At 34.4% G+C, this 16,214-nt stretch carries 16 protein-coding genes; 13 read left to right on the top strand and 3 right to left on the bottom strand.

The window, feature by feature from the left end; all coding sequences use genetic code 11:
* Positions 1-65 precede the first annotated feature (65 nt).
* The 3 genes from FRZ67_RS16120 to FRZ67_RS16110 all read right to left on the bottom strand — a co-directional run bounded on the left by FRZ67_RS16120 (position 66) and on the right by FRZ67_RS16110 (position 2,090).
* The gene (locus FRZ67_RS16120; RefSeq protein WP_147191098.1) at positions 66-446 is read right to left on the bottom strand and encodes a hypothetical protein; all 381 of its coding nucleotides are present in this window, start codon (positions 444-446) and stop codon (positions 66-68) included.
* 194 nt (positions 447-640) lie between these two features.
* Complete coding sequence (locus FRZ67_RS16115) at positions 641-1,264, bottom strand: hypothetical protein (RefSeq protein WP_147191096.1); 624 nt, start codon at positions 1,262-1,264, stop codon at positions 641-643.
* A gap of 181 nt (positions 1,265-1,445) precedes the next feature.
* Positions 1,446-2,090: a DUF4242 domain-containing protein gene (locus FRZ67_RS16110; RefSeq protein ID WP_147191094.1), complete on the bottom strand. Its 645-nt coding sequence runs from the start codon at positions 2,088-2,090 to the stop codon at positions 1,446-1,448.
* A 128-nt stretch (positions 2,091-2,218) separates the two neighbouring features.
* On the opposite strand from FRZ67_RS16110, the gene FRZ67_RS16105 reads away from it, so the two are divergent.
* From FRZ67_RS16105 to FRZ67_RS16040, 13 genes are all read left to right on the top strand, one after another.
* The gene (locus FRZ67_RS16105; RefSeq protein ID WP_147191092.1) at positions 2,219-4,816 is read left to right on the top strand and encodes a helix-turn-helix transcriptional regulator; all 2,598 of its coding nucleotides are present in this window, start codon (positions 2,219-2,221) and stop codon (positions 4,814-4,816) included.
* Positions 4,817-4,911: 95 nt separating this feature from the next.
* A complete protein-coding gene (locus FRZ67_RS16100; RefSeq protein ID WP_147191090.1) occupies positions 4,912-5,211 on the top strand; it encodes a DUF4242 domain-containing protein in 300 nt (99 codons plus the stop codon).
* A gap of 99 nt (positions 5,212-5,310) precedes the next feature.
* Entirely contained in the window at positions 5,311-5,718 is a 408-nt protein-coding gene (locus tag FRZ67_RS16095) for a hypothetical protein (protein WP_147191088.1), read from the top strand.
* 630 nt (positions 5,719-6,348) lie between these two features.
* Entirely contained in the window at positions 6,349-7,554 is a 1,206-nt protein-coding gene (locus tag FRZ67_RS16085; protein ID WP_147191086.1) for a site-specific integrase, read from the top strand.
* A 14-nt stretch (positions 7,555-7,568) separates the two neighbouring features.
* Positions 7,569-8,375: a hypothetical protein gene (locus FRZ67_RS16080; protein ID WP_147191084.1), complete on the top strand. Its 807-nt coding sequence runs from the start codon at positions 7,569-7,571 to the stop codon at positions 8,373-8,375.
* A gap of 145 nt (positions 8,376-8,520) precedes the next feature.
* A complete protein-coding gene (locus FRZ67_RS16075) occupies positions 8,521-8,835 on the top strand; it encodes a helix-turn-helix domain-containing protein (protein ID WP_147191082.1) in 315 nt (104 codons plus the stop codon).
* Positions 8,819-10,408, top strand: a complete 1,590-nt coding sequence (locus FRZ67_RS16070; RefSeq protein ID WP_225975369.1) for a DNA primase family protein — start codon at positions 8,819-8,821, stop codon at positions 10,406-10,408. Before FRZ67_RS16075 ends, FRZ67_RS16070 begins: the two co-directional genes overlap by 17 nt.
* Before the next feature lie 830 nt (positions 10,409-11,238).
* A complete protein-coding gene (locus FRZ67_RS16065) occupies positions 11,239-11,577 on the top strand; it encodes a hypothetical protein (protein WP_147191080.1) in 339 nt (112 codons plus the stop codon).
* Between the two features lie 640 nt (positions 11,578-12,217).
* A complete protein-coding gene (locus FRZ67_RS16060) occupies positions 12,218-12,667 on the top strand; it encodes a hypothetical protein (RefSeq protein ID WP_147191077.1) in 450 nt (149 codons plus the stop codon).
* 26 nt (positions 12,668-12,693) lie between these two features.
* Entirely contained in the window at positions 12,694-13,038 is a 345-nt protein-coding gene (locus FRZ67_RS16055) for a DUF6804 family protein (protein ID WP_147191075.1), read from the top strand.
* A gap of 180 nt (positions 13,039-13,218) precedes the next feature.
* Complete coding sequence (locus FRZ67_RS16050) at positions 13,219-14,040, top strand: S1 family peptidase (RefSeq protein WP_147191074.1); 822 nt, start codon at positions 13,219-13,221, stop codon at positions 14,038-14,040.
* Positions 14,041-14,119: 79 nt separating this feature from the next.
* A complete protein-coding gene (locus FRZ67_RS16045) occupies positions 14,120-14,908 on the top strand; it encodes a S1 family serine peptidase (protein ID WP_147191072.1) in 789 nt (262 codons plus the stop codon).
* A gap of 365 nt (positions 14,909-15,273) precedes the next feature.
* On the top strand, positions 15,274-16,134 hold the full coding sequence (locus FRZ67_RS16040) for a restriction endonuclease (protein WP_147191070.1): 861 nt from the start codon (positions 15,274-15,276) through the stop codon (positions 16,132-16,134).
* The last annotated feature ends 80 nt before the right edge of the window (positions 16,135-16,214 follow it).

The raw sequence follows: 16,214 nt of genomic DNA, 5'->3' as shown, positions 1-16,214 counted from the left end.
TGTTTTATGTATGTTTTATTTTTTAAATTATCTAAGTAAGAACTTCTGTACCGCAAGGGCACTGGTTAATTATTTACGGCGCCATTATCAATCCAACATAGAAGTGCATTTTTTTCAGCTGTTGTCAACGTGCCGCCTTTAGGCATAACACCTGTTGCAACGGCAGTACGAATAGCAGTTCGTGCATTGAATATTTCCGGATATGTAAGCAACTCGCCCGGCCCGCTGTGGCTACCTGAACCATGACAATCTGAGTCTGTTGCACAGGATGTTTGAACAATTGAATTTACATCGCCACTAAAAGATTTTACTGGCCCGCTGCAATCAACAGAAGTTGAAACAGGTGCAGTTTTTTTACAGGCAAACATAAAACCTGCAATTGCAGCAGCAACAAAAATTCTTTTTAATATTGAGAAAGATGAATAATAAGTGATCAGTGTTTTCATGTTTATTTTTTTTATTTTATTTATTAAGAGATCATTTAAGGCATGCATATAGTTTAAGCAGAGATAAACAAGCAAGATGGATCTTATTAGCCAGGGCTATATCTTGCTATTGAGCATCGTTGCGTCGCACTCTTGTACTTTTTTTCCTTGCTCTGCAAGTGGCCACCTTACTTGTTTATTCTATGCTATACCTGCTATGGGATTATTACATTTACCAAAGGGTTCGTTGGGTTAAACACGCCATCCGGGTTATACTTCCATACCCATGCATGAAGCAGCCATAAACCAAAATCTGCATTCGCATCCCAAACATCCTGCTTGCCTGTAAAACCTTTGGGTGCATTTACTGATTTATCAAGTGGTATTGCATATTCAACTGCAACAAGTTTGAAAGCCCCTGTGTTATCTTTATTATATACAAGCAATTCCGGGTGACTGATGTCGAATACAGAATCAACAATATCTAACCTTTGAAAATGATACCCCATATTAGGCATTGCCACACCAATATCTGCATAGCCATCTGCAAAGGCGCTATCGATATTCTGGTATTTTTCTGTAGCCTGCCTGGCCAGTTTTAATTCCTGTGCGGTAATGCTATGAGTGGCTAGTGATTCCATATCAGCATTTGCTGCTATAGACTGATCATTAATTACAGGTGCATCAACATTCTGTTTTTTACAGCTTGTAAATAAAATTGTGCCTGATAGAACCAGTGAAAATAAAATCCTTGTTGCGTTGTTTTTTGATTGATAAAGAAAAGGTGTAGCAACGGTTTTCTGTGTGCAGCTTGCGGCTGCATTAAATAAGTGTTTCATTTTTCTTTTTGTTTTTAATTAAAATTTTTTGTTCATAGGGAATGGTTTCCTGCGTGCATGCCTGTTACATGATGTAAGTCTGCAAACGCATTGTTGAAGAGCGATAAAAGCCCTGAAGTGTGCGACGCAACAATAGCTTAATAGCATTGATGCCGGCTGGCTCGACAAATTCTACTCACATTTATTGCCCCTGCTTTACTTCAAATACCTGGTCCGGAATAAGACCATGTGCTTCTTTATGTGTTTTAATAAGATCAGTTGAATCTTTTGCCTGTGCAAGACACATAACCACACCATCTTTTTCATTTACCCAATAGTTTATAAGATTTACGCCATGCTTTTTTTGTACGGCAAGATCTTTTTCATGAGCGGCTGCCACGTCTTTTGCAGTAACATGTCCTGCACCCAGGTAATGGATATCGAGATATAAATTTTCTTTGCCATGAACAGCAGCTTCTTTTCCATCAGTAACTTCATAAACGCGGGTTGGTAAAAGCCCATGCGCTTCAGCATGTGTTTTTGTTATAGATGCAGAATCCGTTGAAGAAGAGAGGCAGTATACCAGACCTTTCTCTTCATCTACCCAATATTTTAAAAAGTCTACCCCATATTTTTTTTCGGTAGCAAGATCCTTTGCATGTGCGCCTGCAACGTCTTCATATTTCACCTTACCCGGTTCCAGCTGGTGAACATCAATAAAAAGCTTTTTCGATTGCTTCGTTTGAGAAGATGTGTCTGACTTTACCTGCTGTGCAGATAAATGAGCAATAAAACTGAATGTAATAAGGAAGGCTGCTGTAAACCGTACCTTCATGATAGATTGCATAATGAAATTGTTTTTTTGTTTTAATAAATTTGAATTGCGGTGCAAAGCAACTATCAGTTTTGTGGGGAGCGGTAAGAAGTATTCCCTATTTTAGAATAATTTGCGCCTCATTTTACAAATCATGTAATATGGAGCTAATCGAAAGAGAGGGGTTCTTAAATATACTCCAATCACATTATGAAAAAATACCGGAAGGTGAGGGCCATTGTATTTTTATAAGCGGCGAAGCTGGCATTGGCAAAACATCTCTTGTAAAAGCCTTTTGTAAAAAAGTACGAAGCAGTTGCAACATATACCAGGGAATTTGCGATGCATTATTTGCGCCGCGACCATTAGCACCTTTATACGATATTTTGCTGCAGATCAAAAATGATCTACCTGATACAAACCCTGATATAACAGATCGCACCGCTTTTTTTTCCAGGTTATTTTATGAGTTGAAAAACCAGGAAAAAGTCAACATTATTGTATTTGAAGATATTCATTGGGCTGATGAAGCTACACTTGATTTTATAAAATTCCTTGCCAGGAGAATTACACAACTACAAACTCTTTTTATCCTTACTTACAGAGATAATGAAATTGATGCACATCATCCTTTGAGACATATATTAGGGCATTTAAATCCTGATTCATTTACCCGGTTGCCATTACTTCCTTTATCAAGACAGGCAGTTGAGAAAATGGCTGACGAAAAAGGATATAAAGGCGAGGATGTATACAGCATATCCGGTGGTAATCCATTTTATGTAAATGAAATATTAGCCAGTTATAGTTTGGGGGTTCCTGAAAATATAAAGGATGCTGTATTATCTACTTATAACCGGCTGGATGAGATTACAAAACATATTTGGGAAATACTCTGTATACTTCCTACATCTTTTGAGGTTAGTTATCTTGAAAAGATGGAGCCTGCCTATTCTGTTGCTATCAGCAGCTGTCTGGATTTTAAAATACTGGTAATTGATAATGGCCTTATTTCCTTTAAGCATGAATTATTCCGGAGAACGATCGAATTATCATTGTCTCCTTTGGTAAGGGTTGAACTTCATAGAAATATCCTTAATCTGTTCCTCGAAAGTTTTGAAAAGAATCAGCAGACCGAACGCATTATTCATCATGCTAAAAATGCAAATGAATACGATCTTGTAGTGCGCTATGCACCACTGGCAGCAAAACAAGCTGCCTCTCTTGGTGCCCATATAGAGGCATCGAAGTTATATTTATCTGCTATTGAATATTACCAGGGAAATGACAAAGACACCCTGATTGGTTTTTATGATTCATATGCATATGAGTGCTACCTCACAAACCAGATCAAAGAAGCTATTATTTATACAACTAAAGCCCTCGAGATAAGGAAGGGAAAAAATGATATCGAAAGTATAGGTAGCGCTTTACGTTTTTTATCGCGGTTATGGTGGTTTGATGGAAACCGGAAAAAAGCAGAAGCCTTTGCTGTTAAGGCTATTGAAGTGCTTGCTGATCAGCAATCTTCCAGGGCAAAAGCAATGGCGTTCAGTAATATGTCGCAGTTAAAAATGCTTGCGGATCAGTCTGATGAATGCATTTTATGGGGCGAAAAAGCCATAACGATGGCAAAAGAATTAAATGACGAGGAGATACTTTCTCACGCATTGAATAATGTTGGCGACGTATATATGCGCAGCCCATTTTCAAAACAAAAAGGTATTGAATTATTGCAACAAAGCCTTGATATTGCGCTAAAAAACGCCTATCATGAACACGCTGCGAGAGCATATACCAACCTGGGAAGTAGCGCCATTGTGATGAAAGATTATACACTGGCAAAAGAAATTTTAGAAAAAGGCATTCAATATTGTGAAGAAAGAGACCTTGACTCATGGACAGCTTATATGATGGCAGAAAAAGCGAGGGTTTATCTTAAGACAGGGCATTGGAATGAAGCATATATAATGGCAGATAACCTGCACAGAGATGAATATCTGGCGTCTATTGTTAAGACAGGTATTCTCGCCGTTATGGGAACTATAAAAGCCAGGAGTGGTGATAACGATGTACTTCCCATGTTACTTGAATCAAAGAAAATTGCGCTTGAGACAATGGAGCTGCAAAGAATAATTCCTGCATTTGTTGCTTTGTTAGAATATGAATGGATAACCAACAGGTTTTATATTGAAAAAGAAGATATTGACACTGCTATAAATATGGTTAAAGAAATGGGCAATATTTATGAAAATAATGAATTTGCATTTTGGTTATTAAAATCGCGTGGAGATCGTTTAGAACTTAAAGAAAAATTTGCCGGATACGAGATCAATAACGTGAACACCGCTTTAAAAGCAGCATCATTATGGGAACAATTACACTGTCCTTATGAACAGGCTCTTGCTTTATTTGAAGGAAAGGAAGATGACAAAAAAATTGCCGTTTCTATTATGCAAAAGCTTGGCGCTACTGCTGTATATGAAAAGATGAAATTTCATATGAGAAGCTCAGGTATTAAAAGTATTCCGCGTGGTATCAGGAAATCCACAAGAGCTAACCCTGCAAATCTAACAGAACGCGAACTCGATGTTTTACAACTATTAAAAGAGGGTTTACAAAACAAAGAAATTGCTGACAAACTCTTTATATCTCCCAAAACCGTTGATCATCATATCTCTTCCATTTTCTTTAAGCTGGAAGTGAACTCCCGTGCAAAAGCTGTACAGGAAGCCACCCGTAAAGAAATTATAAAATAGGGAACTCATTCTATTAAATAGGGAATACATCTGTCATTAAAGAAACAAGACGAATGCAATTTTGTACCCGTCAGTTCACCTTTAAATTCATTTGTATGGAAAAAAGCATATACCTCAAAAAGTTCGTTGTTGAAAGGAATTTGCCGGGAGCCGGAAACCTTACTCCTGAAGAAATACAATCCATTTCACAAACTTCCTGCGAAGTAATTAACCAGTTAGGCAGGCCATACCACTGGGTACAATCATTCATAACGGATGATAAAATTTACTGTATTCACATTGCCGAAAATGAACAGGTAATAAGGGAGCATGCAAAATTGGGCAAGTTCCCCGTTCATAAGATAACCGAGGTGAAAACGATCATCGATCCACTAAGCAGCAATCCCTTGCAATAATGAGCATTACAAAAAAACCTAGTCTAAAGATTTTTCGTAACAACATAATTCATTTTTAAAAACTTAGTTACAATTAAAAAAACAAATAAAAATTAACCGATGAAAAAAACCGCAGCCATCGCATTTTCCCTTTTTACATTTATCCTGATTGCAGAGTCATGCAAGAAAGATGCATCACTACCTTCAACTTCATACACTGAGAAGACGATCAAATTTCTTTTACATACAGAGCAGGATTATTCAAGTGATAATGATAGCATTACTTTCTCTGCATTTATAAAAAGCCACACAGCAGTACTTTTTGACTCTGTTCTATATTCCATGAAAATAAAAGACATTCCCGGGTTATCAAATCAACTGGCATTCGAAAAAAAGATTACCACTAACGACAATGATGATTTGTCAGTTGGCTTTCGTTACGAAATCAAGAGTGTGGGTATTTCGTGGTATAGAGACACTTGCCAGGCTGGTTTGCCATATAAAGTAGTTGATTTTTCTTTTCGCTAATCAAGTCAATGTTGCTTAAGATATTGCAGCATTAAATAGCTAACCGTTATAAAAGACACCAACAATTATTGTACTTCTATGAAATTCATAAAGAAAGTTTTGATGCAAATATCAAAACGAAAAAGATCCGCGTCACCTTTTGCAGAAGCAGTGTCAGAAGCGTGTAAAGAATTCTTTATAGAAATGGGTTATTCTGAAGAAACCGGGAACAACCATTAAACATCCCGTGGTATTTTTAGTAGCCCGGCTAAATATCACTGTGCAACATTCGTTGCGTCGCACACTTAGGCTTTCTGATTAGCAGGCAACAATAAAAAAGCCCCGATAGTCTATTATCGAGGCTTTTTTGTTACCCGACCTGGATTCGAACCAAGACAAGCAGAACCAGAATCTGCGGTACTACCGTTATACTATCGGGCATTACAAAACTTCTGTGACCCCGCAGGGACTTAGCGGACTTCACTTTATTGCTTTTACTTGCCCTCAAATGCAGTGTGGACAAGCATTTCAAAAAAATGAAAGAGCAATTTAAAGCAAACAAATGCATCTGAATGCATAAGATGTTTACCCCATTGTTTACCCCACTGTTATCAATAATTTCATCATTTTCCAATCAATAAAATTAAAAATATGGCCAGCGTTACAATGATTTTTCGCAAAGATAAGGTGAATAAGCAAAATTTAGCACCTATACACTTTCGAATAATAAAAAACAGAAAAATTTCTTATATCAGCTCAGGCATTATGATCCCAATTGACCAGTGGGACAACGATAAAAATAAAGTAAAATCAGCTCATAAAAGCAGTGCTCGTTTAAATTCATTTTTGGCTAACAAATTTGCTGAACTACAGGATAATGTACTTGAATTCGAAACCTCATCAAATCACTTGACGAGCAAAATGCTAAAAGAAAAGACGTTTGGCAAAAAGGAAACTGACTTTTTCCAATTGGCAAATGAGATTTTGAATTCATATATACAGGAAAATAAAATCGGAACCTATGATAAATGCACGTCTATTATCAAAAAAATGACGACGTATATGAAAGAGAAAGCTCTGCCGCTACAGGAAATCAATGTGGAATTTCTTATTAAATATGAAACCTATTTACGTCAAACCATGAAAAACAAAACAAATACCATCCACAAAGACTTGAAATTTATTCGTAGGGTTTTTAACGAAGCCTACAGAAGAGAATTAATAGAACATAGCCAAAACCCTTTTCTACGTTATCAACTTAAACAGGATAAAACTAATCGCGTTTTCCTTAATGAAACCGAATTAAAACTAATAGAGGATGTGCTTTTACCTATCAATACTCGTCTTGACTTGCATAGGGATATGTTTGTTTTTGCTTCGTATGCGGGTGGCTTGCGTGTATCTGATATGCTATTATTGAAATGGAGCATGTTTGACGGCAAAAATATTAATATCACTATCCATAAAACCAAAGAACAATTATCTATAAAAGTTCCTAATACAGGGTTAGAAATAATTAATAAATATGCAGAATTAAGAAACGACACAAATCCTTATATTTTTCCAATGCTGCCCGATTCGTTGGATGAAAAAAATGCCCGTGAGTTGGATTCGGCCATTTCCAGTGCAACAGCCTATATCAATAAAAATTTAAAAATAATCACAAAAAAATGTAATATTATAAAACCGTGCAGTTTTCATATAGCACGACATACCTGGGCTTGCAGGGCACTGCAAAAAGGCATCAGTATTGATAAAGTGCAAAAGCTTATGGGACACTCAGCAATAAGCCAGACACAGATATATGCCAAAATTGTAAGTACCGAACTTGATAATGCTATGGATGCTTTCAATTAATAATACAATGGCATATGGATTTATCAATTGTTAGTGAATGGGTTTCAGAACTTAATAATCAATGGTTTCTGGAAAAACAAAAGACTTTTGGGGAAGAATGGATTTATGACAAAAAGAAGGGCAAAATCTATGAAGTTTTTCCCAATTCAGACTATTATGAAGATGAAGACGAATGGAAGGAAATCAATCGTGATATTATTATTGATATAGATTTTATCCAATACTGCTGGGACAGCTATTTCAAACAAAGTTTTAGTGAACAGGATTTGTCTGATAAAGTGATTCCAGTTGATACAAGAAAAATAAGCAATAGGATTCTGAATTTTATTATTACCCACACGATAGACTTCACAGAGCCCACAGCAATAAATAATTTGATAATAGAAGTAATCGAAACGATAAGAAATGCTATGAAGCAATTGCTTATCGGTAATAGTGATGAGGTTTATGACAAAGTTCTTGATATTTTTTTCTTCAATACACGTAAAGAGATCTCTAGACGATTCGGGCATATTAAGCAAGAGGTTGAACTAATTGACGACTATAAATATCGGTTGGAGTTTGATCTTAATCAAGAACAGTTAGCGGCACTACTTTTTATACTTAATAAAGCTGAATTACTTAATACTTTAAACGTAAACGATACCAGTTTTTTACATTTCTGTCAGCAATTTTTCTATTTTAAATTTAAGGATGATTATAAACATCCTAACAGTTTTAGAACTATTTCAGATAAGTATAACGAATGCAAAGGAGGCCTAAATATAAAAAATGTAGATTTTGTAAAAGAAAAACTAAATAAAGCGCTAAAGGATCTTTGAAAAAAGGGGGTGTAAAAAACCCCCTTTTTTATGTACGGTATATTTCAATTTTGCTCCCGACGCAGGGAAAAGCAGTCAAATGGATATTACTAAATCGCTTCAAAAACCCTGCGTAAAAAAATTATGCAAACAAAAAATAAATTAAATGGAAACATTTAGCAGGCCACAGGATTTCAAAATGGTAATTGACAGATTGGACAAAATTGAAAATGTAATTAGCTCCAAGCAAATGCATTTGGGCGATCACTTTTTGGATAATCAGGAATTTTTACAACTGATGCACATATCCAAAAGAACAGCGCAAAACTGGAGGGATGATGGCGTAATCCCTTTCAGCCAAATTGGGTACAAGATTTACTACAGAATGTCTGATATCCAAAACCTCTTGGACAGAAATTATCAGGCACCGAGAAAAAGTTTTTCAAACAGTAAAAATGTTGGTTATGAATTTGCAAAATGAAAATGGGTTTTTAAACGCAATGGATGAAATGGAAATTGGTGAAAATTTAATTAAAAATGAAATGACAACAGAAACTACAACGGTGAAGGATGATACCGTTGAATTATCAGAAAGCAGAATTGAAATAAACAACGATGGCAAATTATCGGAACAAACAATCAAAACATATAATGAAAAGGCCACAACTTCTGAAATGCAAACAATAGTAACGCACAGTAACGTTTTAAATGCATTACTTAACGAATTAAAACCAATTGATTTTCGAGAACGAGCAAATCTTTCCGATGGAGAAAAATTAAAAAAGCAGCACAACGTCATAATGACCATCGAAGAAATATTGGCGGTAGCAAAGAAAAATAACTGGTCTCTATGCATGAATCACGGACAGGTATACATATATAACGGACAATTTTGGAAACAGTTATTCAAAGAAGAATTAAATAATTTTTTGGGCACAGCCGCTGAAATTTTGGGTGTAAATTATTACGAAGCAAAATACCACACCTACAAAGCTGATTTATCAAAACAGTTTATTTCGACTGGTTATTTACCACGTCCAGAAAAAAAGGCCGACGAGGTACTTATTAACCTGAAAAATGGAACTTTCGTCATTACGCCTCATGGATATCACATACGAGATTTTGCTGAAAATGACTTTCTTACCTATCAATTACCCTTTGAATATAATCCAGAAGCAACCGCTGAAATGTTTCAACGATATCTCGATAAAGTTTTACCGGATAAAAATCAGCAGGATATACTAGCAGAATTTATCGGGTATATTTTTATTGGACAACAAACCCTTAAACTGGAAAAATCCTTAATATTATATGGCACTGGGGCAAATGGCAAAAGCGTTTTTTTCATAATAATCCAAGCCCTACTAGGAAATGAAAACGTTAGTAATTTCAGTTTGCAAACCCTTACGAATGATACCGGATATCAACGAGCGAAACTTGAAAACAAACTTGTGAATTACGCTTCGGAAATATCTCCACGTATGGATTCAACGGTTTTTAAACAGCTGGTTAGCGGTGAACCAGTTGAAGCTAGGCTACCCTACGGCGACCCGTTTACCTTGGATAATTATGCAAAGCTTATTTTCAATACAAACGAATTGCCTAAAGACGTCGAACAGAATGATGCTTTTTTTCGCAGATTCCTGATATTGAATTTCGTGGTCACCATCCCAGAAAACGAACGTGATCCTGAATTGGCAAAAAAAATAACTGATAATGAACTTCCTGGCGTATTTAACTGGATGCTTGCTGGCCTAACCAGATTACTGAAACAGAAAAAATTTACAAAATCTGACGCTGTAGATGAAATGGTGAATCAATACAGAATTCAATCAGATTCGGTTCAATTATTCCTGCAGGACGACAATTATGAAAAATCGGATTTAGAATTTTCAATGACTTTGCTTTATGATCACTACAAAGCCTACTGCGCAGACAGCGGATACAAATCTTGTTCAAAAAGAAAATTTGGTGAAAGACTACGAAACCTGAATTATGAAATTGTCAAAAAAAATTATGGAATGGCAGTAAAAATCAAGAAAAATTATATTTAATAGTTAGCTTCACTTACTACACTGCTGCACTTTTAAAATATAGGATGGTGTAGTAAGTGTAGAATGTGCAGTAAGAAAAAACATTTTATTTTATAATCAAAGGGGCAGCAAAAAACTGCTCCTTTTTCACTTCCAATTGCTTGACTAACTCTCAATGCTATTCGATAATAAAAATTGTTGCTCACTAATACATTTGAAAGCATCGTTCCTAATAGAAGAAATAAATAATTAGAAATTTATGATCACTTCTGCCTATTAGGGAGTGCTGCTTGCCTAACTGCTAAAACCTTTTTGATTTCGCTTGGACACACAAACCCCTTTAAGGAACTTTTACTCCTTCTGTATTTATTCTTCAATTTCCTTTCTGCAGTACGTTAAATAAATTGCTTTACTTGTTCACCTACGAGGACACCTAATCTTCCTGTTAATTCAGGTCACTTTACCCATGTGAAATGCTCCTCCCAGAATTTATATGAAGAACTTTTTTGAAAGTGTCGGAGAAACATCAGGGTTTATGTTTTCTGTTATTTCAAGAGTAACCCTTACTATCCAACGTCTGACCCCAATCGTAATTATTTCTAATGGATACGGGGTGTAGAAGCTTCTAAAGGTTTTATTAGAAGCGACCTTTCATATATAGTATACAACTTCTATTTCTACTAAAAAAATAATACTCTTTATTAATTGATCCCCTACACTTACACTTTTTCAATCCACTATTTAATTTCTGAGGTTAATCAAATTAATAAGCTTCTGTACAATATATCACCATTTGTAGGCTTTATTTATATTAAGTGCATTTATGAATGCTAAATAATTTAGTTTTGCTTATGGATTTAAAAATCGTACCCTTTTCAATAACTATTCAAGTAGCTTTAAGAGGCTATCGCATGAAGGTTGAACAATGCCATTTGAGTAATCAAATAGAACGCTTTACAATAAGTGCAGGGAGCAAGTATATAATATTTGAAAGCGATAGACCAGCATCACGATTACAGGGATTAAAGAAAAGAAAACCTCAATGGAAACTAAGAGAAACTAGCGAAGGTTTAAATACCTGGAATCAATCAGCATTGGATGCAATTAAAGACGCATTATGGTCTCATATTAAGAGTATCGAGCAACCACCATTTAACTGGGACGAACATCCAAAGAATAAACCTTATTAAATTTCACTTATCTCAAAGATGAAGTATACAATCACAGCTAGTTCAATAAACCCAATAATAAGGGCTGCAAGTTTTTTAGATACTTTATAGGGAACAGGGATTTTAAAATATTCAACAGCTATTATTCCCAATACATAACTTGTAAGAAGTATACCGAAAGAGATTATTAATGACCATATGAAAGGATATATAATATCCATCACCCTTTTTTGAATTAAGGTAATACATTGTATTTAGCAATGCAATTTCTTTTATCTGAAATAAGTTATTACAATTTGATTTGCTGTTGAGTTTGCAAATTTGAAAAGTTCTCTTTATCTTCCAGATAAATCCCCCAAAGCCCATGAAGCTTTTAATAGCGATACTAACTTGCTTTACCCTTTCATCATTTACAAATAATCATAATTATTCTATTCAAGAAGAACAAGTTTTTATTTGTGTAAGTGGAACTGCACATGTTTATCATTCCAGAAAAGATTGTAAAGGATTAGATGCTTGTACTCACACCATTAAGAAAGTCACTGTATCTGAAGCGAAAAATGATTATAATCGGAGAGCTTGTAAAGTGTGTTATTAGAATTCACAAATTGTACATTATGGAAACTATACAATATTTTATATCCGCCCTAAATTATGTCTTATGACTGCTAAAAACATTTTCCTTTCTATCGCGTACGTATTAGTAGTACTGTTTGTATTATCAATTGTAAACTTTGCATTTATATACTTATTGAATGGTTTAGTTTTAGATATGTTCAATTGGTTTAATGGTCAATCATTTATTATAAAACTTCTTGTTCTATTTATTGGTGGTTCTTTGCTGATAGGGTTAATGTTCAATGTTTTTACTGGAATAGCCGCTTTTATATCTGAATGGATTTTTAATTTTTTCCCAAAGAATGCTTTTACAATTTGGACTTCTCTTATTCTTGCAGTTATTAATGCTTTTTATCTAATGATAAAATTATGGCAAACTCCAAATGAGTTTAATTTTTGGGTTGTTATAGAATTAATAATAATGACATTATTTGTATGGTCATTAAATTTAGCATTGGTGATGACAAACTTCGGTGATAAAAGAAAGAATTAAGTTATATACATAACATTAAAGGGACTATGAAATATATTACACTTATTAAAGTAGTGAATATAATAATGCTATTCGGTTGCTTGATGCCAATGCCTTATAGTTATTATCAAATTATGAGATGGGTTGTATGTATTGGTTTTGCAGCATTTGCTTACACTGAATATAAAGCACAAAAAATTTATATAGCTGTTCCCTGTATTGCTATTGCTATTTTATTCAATCCTATTGCCCCAATTCATTTCACTAAACCAACATGGAAACCTATTGATATTACAATTGCATGTCTGCTTATTGTATGGGTAGCAGCAGATATATTGTTAACTTTGAAAGAAGGCAAAGAAAAGACTAGTACTGAACTTAAAACTAAATAAATCTAAGCATCTTTTCCAAGGACTGACCCCCTTTTACCTCTATTTGAATGAGTGCTGTTGACTACCCCCGTCTCTTTTAATTTTAGAAATTATTTTAATCCTGCTTGTTCACGTAAAAAAGAAAGTGGCAAAGAAAAATTATGGATTTACTTTGAAATTGAATCTGTATAAGCAATTAATATGAAATCCTTTTATTTAATCATTGTAGCATGTTATAGTATATCCCAAGCAAATGGGCAAGTAATTGAGGGTACTACTCAGTTGATCGATCAACCTGCACTTCAAGGCACCATTCAAATAAAGACAAACGGCGCGACTGCGACTTCTTTCAATTACATGGGGACTGACTCCGCATGCTATCTTGTTACTGCAAAGCATGTATTTAAATCTCAACTTTCACGTCGCAAAATAGTGAATAAAAAGACCGTTTTGGAATACTATGACACTATAATATTTAAAGATGGTGCAAAAGTAGACGTAGAAATATCATATGGAGGTCAATGGCGAAAAATTGATGCAAGACTCTTTTATGACAATGATTCTAGTGATATCGCGATTTTAAAAACAGACCTACCTGTTGAAGGTAATAATTATTATTTTGAAGACAATGTAATACTAAGCCAGGATTGTTTTTTTTTAGGATATCCATTAGGTCTCAAACAAGATTTTTCTAAATTTTTGAAAAATCCATATCCCTTACCTTTTGTAAAAAAAGGCATCATTTCAGCTTGGAAACAAGGTACAAACGGAGTTGATATTTATTATATAGATGCAAGTAATACTTACGGATTCTCTGGCGGGCCAGCCCTATATTATGATTACGCTAGAAAACGGTTAAATACTTTTGGTGTTGTAAGTGGTTATTTGTTGCAAACGAACAAAATTTCTAAAAGCGACGGCACGTTAGAATATACAACAGAAAATAGCGGAATAATGCAAACGTGGAGCATAAGATATGCGGTTAAGATTTTAAAAAGACTTAGTGTATTATGGCCACAATAAAGATACTGACGATGAAAAATTATGGATTATAAAGGCTGTTTGTTATTTTGTTGGAAACTTGATGCTAATAAGATATAAAATGAAATTACTATCAATATTGATCCTCGTTTTTATTACGAACGCCTTATCATGTAATTCGTCTGCGCCTGTAATAAGCAATTCATTTTCGTTGTCATCGTATCAAGAAGGGAAAGCAGGAATTGTTACAGCTTACCACTCTAAAGATGGACATTTTTTTATCAACGGAGTTGGCTTTGTAGTAAAGTTGGATTCAATCTATTTAGTAATCACAAATAGGCATAATGTGTCTAATAATGATTTTTATACTAATAAACCAGGCCTTTCACAAGAGGAATTATTATTTGTGAATTTTTTCACTTTTAAAGATCAAAACTATACTGCATATGATCTCCCAGTGCGCTCAGGTGGAACAGATCTTTTTTTTGGGAATTCGTATAATTCCAATTTAACTGATTTGATAGGAATACCCTTCAAGCCTAATATTGAGGATATTAAATTTGATCCCATTGATCTTAATTCAAATGTGCAGATAAAAAAAGGAGACGAAGTGTTTTCAATTTCTGTCATTACAACAGAGAGTAAGATGTTTAGTTCATTTGTGAAATTTGCTACAATTGTGTCTGATCCTGCTAAAGAAGATAGCTCCGAATTTGGAATACTCCCAATTGTTCTTTTAGACAAGTACTCATTGCCGGGCAATTCAGGATCACCCGTGTTTACATGGCCTGATAAAAGTAAGAGTCCAATTTTTGTAGGTATACTTTCCGGAAATGTACATGGAAATGGTTTTTTTTGGAGAAAAGATATTTTAGTCAATTTGCTAAATGACATTCGTAAGGAATTATAACTAAAAAATATTCTTCAACTTATCTGCCTCGCTCTTAAGTTTGCTTTCTTTCAAATGCAGTAAGTCTTTATCCCTTTTCGGTTTTTTTCGAACGTTAAGGAAATTGATATTTTTAAAAAAAGTTCCTAATAGAACAACAGAGAACATATAATTTCATTTGAAATAAAACCAACATCTGACAATTAAAAGAAAAATACTTTTTTAGTGCACACTATAAGGAACTACAAACGTTACACTAAATTTTGGGAAAAAGACTTTATATATATCGACTTTAAAAGTTTGCTTTTTATAACTAAATATATTTATACCAAAAAGAAATAATTCTACTATGTGTATATTTATTGTATTAGCCATAAAACAAAAATATGAAGGGACCTGAGTTTTTAAGATACATAAATCCTGTTCTTACAACTCTTCAAGCCAATGGAGGAGCAGGAGATTCCACAAACGTGATTGAAGAAGTAATAGAAAAGTTGGGGATAACCGATGAAGAATTAGAACAAACTACTTCTAATGGGCAATCGCGAATAAGAAATCAAATTCAATGGGCAAGATTTTATCTTTTTAAAGCTGGTTTAATTGACAATTCTCAAAGAGGAGTTTGGCGGTTAACGAATGAAGGTCTAGAAAAAAAACTCTCTGATGATGATGTATATTCTTTGTTCAAGAGTGTGCAAGAAAGTGTAAAAAAAGTGCCTACAATTGCAGTTCCTACGGATAAGCCAAAAAAATTAGAGAAAGAATTTGAAGAAACCACAACAGAAGATGAAGAACATTCGATTAGTTTACTAAATCTAATACATAATTTACCTGCTGCTGGTTTCGAAAAGTTGTGTAAGAGACTACTGACTGAAATAGGCATAAATGACATCGTAATAACTGGAGGATCGGGAGATCAAGGAATTGATGGAAAAGGCTTAGTAAAATTAAATGATGTAGTAAGTCTAAATATAGTTTTTCAATGTAAGAAATATAAAGAGACTGTTTCTCCGCATCATGTTCGTGATTTTAGAGGTGCAATGCAGGGACGTGGAGAAAAAGGATTAATTATAACAACGGGGAGATTTACAAAAGAAGCCAAAAATGAAGCAAATCGTGATGGTGTTACACCAATTGAATTAATTGATGGAGATAGACTAGTACAATTATTTGAAAAGCATCATTTAGGTCTTAAACCTGTAACGGTTTTTGAAATCGATCATGAGTTCTTTAAAAGCTTTTATTAATTTTCCCAACTTGTCCTATTAAACGAGTGTGTTGCACAAACCCCACAGTATGAAAATAAATATAGCGATCACGTCCTGTA

Source organism: Panacibacter ginsenosidivorans, from assembly GCF_007971225.1.
Classification (GTDB): domain Bacteria; phylum Bacteroidota; class Bacteroidia; order Chitinophagales; family Chitinophagaceae; genus Panacibacter; species Panacibacter ginsenosidivorans.
The sequence above is the reverse complement of the archived record's forward strand: the minus strand, read 5'-3'. Positions and strand labels throughout refer to the sequence as shown.